We start from the raw sequence: 3,614 nt of genomic DNA, 5'->3' as shown, positions 1-3,614 counted from the left end.
GCCCGATGGCCTCCAGCGTCCGCACCGTGGTGTGGTAGTCGTAGGCGATCTCGCTGGGGTGCACCTCGTGCGCGAAGCGCACCCCCACCTCGTCGAAGACGTCGAGGATCGGGTGCCAGCGGTCGGCGAAGTCCTGGTAACCCGCCTCGATCATCGACGGCGGCACCGGCGGGAACATCGCCAGCGTGTGCCAGATCGACGAGCCGGTGAAGCCGACGACGGTCGTGACGCCGAGCTTGGCCGCCGCGCGGGCGGTGTCCTTGATCTCCTCGGCGGCGCGCTGCCGTACGCCTTCGGGTTCGCCGTCGCCCCAGATGCGGGCGGGCAGGATGCCCTTGTGGCGCTCGTCGATGGGGTGGTCGCACACGGCCTGGCCGACCAGGTGGTGGGAGATCGTCCACACCCCGAGGTTGTACTTGGCCAGGGTCTCCTTCTTGCGTTCGATGTAGGAGTCGTCGGCGAGGGCCTTGTCGACCTCGAAGTGGTCGCCCCAGCAGGCGATCTCCAGGCCGTCGTAGCCCCATTCCGAGGCCAGCCGGCAGACCTCCTCGAACGGCAGGTCCGCCCACTGCCCGGTGAACAACGTGATCGGTCGCGTCATCTCACTCCCGCTCTCACAACATGTGGACAATCACACCGAGGTCCAGCTCGACCCCGAGGCGGCGCTCTCCTCGACCGCGGCGAGCACCCGCTGCACCCGCAGCCCGTCCTCGAAGGACGGCGCGGGGTCGGTGCCGGCGGCCACCGCCTCCAGGAAGTCCTTCGTCTCGTGGACGAAGGTGTGCTCGTATCCGAGGCCGTGGCCCGGCGGCCACCACGCCCCGGCGTACGGGTGGTCGGGCTCGGTGACGAGGATCCGCCGGAACCCGGCGTCCCGCTCGGCGGCCTCGTAGAACCACAGCTCGTTCATCGCCTCGAAGTCGAAGGACAGGCTGCCCGCCGAGCCGTTGATCTCGATGCGCAGCGCGTTCTTGCGCCCGGTGGCGAACCGGGTGGCCTCGAACGAGGCCAGCGCCCCGCCCTCGAAGCGGCCGATGAACAGCGCCGCGTCGTCCACCGTCACCTCGCCCATCTCACCGGTGCCGCCCTCGCCGGCCAGGCCGCTCGACCCTTCGGCGAGCGGGCGCTCCTTGACGAAGGTCTCGGTGAGCGCGCTCACCCCCGTCAGCGACCGGCCGACGATGAACTGCGCGGTGTCGATGATGTGGGCGCCGATGTCGCCGAGAGCGCCGGATCCGGCCTTGTCCTTCTGGAGCCGCCAGACCAGGGGGAACTCCGGGTCGACGATCCAGTCCTGCAGGTACTGCGCCCGCACGTGCCGGATCTCCCCGAGCCTGCCCTCCTCGACGAACCGCCGGGCCAGCGCGACCGCGGGCACGCGGCGGTAGTTGAAGGCGACCATGCTGCGCACCCCGCGCGCCGCCGCCTCCTTCGCCGCCGCGGCCATGGCCTCGGCCTCGGCCACGGTGTTGGCCAGCGGCTTCTCGCACAGGACGTGCTTGCCCGCCGCCAGCGCCGCGATGGCGATCTCGGCATGGCTGTCACCCGGCGTGCAGATGTCGACGATCTGCACGTCGTCGCGTTCGACGAGCCGCTTCCAGTCGGTCTCCACAGCCGCCCAGCCGAGCTTGTCCGCGGCTTCGGCCGTGCGGCCGGGCGACCTGCCGGACAAGGCCGCCATGACGGGCCTTACCGGCAGGTCGAAAACCGAGGCGACGCTCCGCCATGCCTGCGAGTGCACACGTCCCATGAACGCGTACCCCACCATGCCGACACCGAGCGCCGGCCTGCTCTCTGTCACTAGATCTCCCCCGAATCAGGATTCGAAGCCGAGCGGCAGATACTTCTGCACGTTCTCCTTGGTGATGGTCTCCGAGGCCAGCGTGATGGACTGCGGCACCTCCTGCTCCAGCAGGTCGCTCATGCCCTTGCCCTGGGCGATGAGCCGGGCGATCTTGATCGCCGAACCGGCCATGGTCGGGCTGTAGGTGACCGTGGCCTTCAGCACGCCGTTGTCGGCCTGGATGTCACGCATCGCGTTGGCCGAGCCGGCGCCGCCGACCATGAAGAACTCGTCGCGACCGGCCTCCTTGATCGCGGCGAGCACGCCGATGCCCTGGTCGTCGTCGTGGTTCCAGATCGCGTCGATCTTCTTGTGCGCCTGCAGCAGGTTGCTGGCCACCTGCGTGCCGGACTCCACCGTGAACTTGGCGTCCTGCTGCGCGGTCACCTTGAAGCCGTAGGTCTTCAGCGCGTCGGCGAAGCCCTTGCTGCGGTCCTGGGTCAGCGGCAGCGTCGCGATGCCCTGGATCTCCAGGATCACCGGGTCGGCCACGCCCTTGTCCTTCAGCGTCTTGCCGATGTAGTGACCGGCCGCCACCCCCATGCCGTAGTTGTCCCCGCCGATCCAGGTCCGGTAGGACAGCTTGTCCGGGAACACGCGGTCCACGTTGACCACGGGGATGCCGGCGTCCATGGCCTGCCGGGCGACCTGGTTGAGCTGCTGGCCGTCGTTGGGCAGGATCACCAGCACATTGACCTTGGCCTGGATCAGCGACTCCACCGCCGAGATTTGCTGGTTGATGTCGTTGGTCGGCTCGACCGCCTTGAACTCCACGTCGGAGTACTGCTTGGCCGCGTCCGCCGCGTTCTTGGCGATGGCGGCGATCCAGCCGTGGTCGGCGGCCGGGGCCGAGAAGCCGATGACGACCTTGTCGCCGGGGGCGTCGTTGCCGCCCGTGGCCGCGGCCGCGGGAGCGGCGGCCGGCGCGCTCGCCTGCGCCGCCGGCTCGTTGCTGGTGCAGGCCGTGATGAGGGCGCCCGCGCCGAGGACGGCTCCGCCGAAGAGGAAGCCCCGGCGGCCGGGGTTCTGGGTCATGTCGTTCTCCTTGCAGTGGGGGTGGAAAAGCGAGGAAAAAGGGCGTGTGAGGCCGGGACCGCAGCCGTACGGCGGCGGACCTGGAAGATTGGGGAAAGGGGTGAGGGGTGCCGGGGTCAGGTGTGTGATCTGAGGCTTCGCCGCTGCAGGAGCACGGCGACGACGATGATCGCGCCCTTGGCGACGAGCTGGTCGGCGGTGTTGAGACCGTTGAGGATGAACAGGTTGGTGATCACAGTGAAGATCAGCAGACCGAGGATCGAGCCGATGATCGTGCCCCGGCCGCCGCTCAGCAACGTCCCGCCGATGATGACGGCGGCGATCGCGTCCAGCTCATACAGATCGCCATGGGTGGACGACCCGGTGGTGGTCCGCGCCATGATCAGCACCGCGGCGATCCCGCAGCACAGACCCGACAGCGCGTACAACATCAGCGTGTGCTTACGCACATCGATACCGGCCAGCCGCGCCGCCTCGGGGTTACCCCCCACCGCATAGGTGCGCCGGCCGAACGTCGTGCGGTTGAGCACCAGCCAGCCGATCAGCACCACCAGCGCGAACACATACACCAGCAGCGGCAGCCCGAGCACCCGCGTGGTGGACAGATCGACGATCAGCGAGTTGTCCGGCTGCACCAACTGCGTGCGCTGGTTGGACATCCGCTGCGCCAGGCCCCGCCCGGCCACCATCATCGCCAGCGTCGCGATGAACGGCACCATCCGCCCATAAGAGATCA

The 3,614-nt window shown here is 68.9% G+C and carries 4 protein-coding genes; all 4 read right to left on the bottom strand.

The window, feature by feature from the left end; genetic code table 11:
- On the bottom strand, nt 1–601 hold a 601-nt coding region (locus QSK36_RS42905), incomplete at its 3' end, for a sugar phosphate isomerase/epimerase family protein (protein WP_285786420.1).
- Between the two features lie 30 nt (nt 602–631).
- Nucleotides 632–1,801 carry a Gfo/Idh/MocA family protein gene (locus QSK36_RS42900; protein ID WP_285786419.1) on the bottom strand — a complete coding sequence of 390 codons (1,170 nt, stop codon included), beginning with the start codon at nt 1,799–1,801 and terminating at the stop codon, nt 632–634.
- 15 nt (nt 1,802–1,816) lie between these two features.
- Nucleotides 1,817–2,878, bottom strand: coding sequence for a substrate-binding domain-containing protein (locus tag QSK36_RS42895; protein ID WP_183540755.1), 1,062 nt, complete (start codon nt 2,876–2,878; stop codon nt 1,817–1,819).
- A 116-nt stretch (nt 2,879–2,994) separates the two neighbouring features.
- Nucleotides 2,995–3,597: an ABC transporter permease gene (locus QSK36_RS42890; protein ID WP_285786418.1), complete on the bottom strand. Its 603-nt coding sequence runs from the start codon at nt 3,595–3,597 to the stop codon at nt 2,995–2,997.
- Nucleotides 3,598–3,614: the final 17 nt, after the last annotated feature.

It is taken from the genome of Microbispora sp. NBRC 16548 (assembly GCF_030268985.1).
Taxonomy (GTDB): Bacteria; Actinomycetota; Actinomycetes; order Streptosporangiales; family Streptosporangiaceae; genus Microbispora; species Microbispora catharanthi.
The sequence above is the reverse complement of the archived record's forward strand: the minus strand, read 5'-3'. Positions and strand labels throughout refer to the sequence as shown.

Bases quoted from the DNA above. Each gene is read 5' to 3' on its own strand.
- QSK36_RS42890 (WP_285786418.1), bottom strand. From the start codon at position 3,597: ATGGTGCCGTTCATCGCGACGCTGGCGATGATGGTGGCCGGGCGGGGC.
- QSK36_RS42895 (WP_183540755.1), bottom strand. From the start codon at position 2,878: ATGACCCAGAACCCCGGCCGCCGGGGCTTCCTCTTCGGCGGAGCCGTC.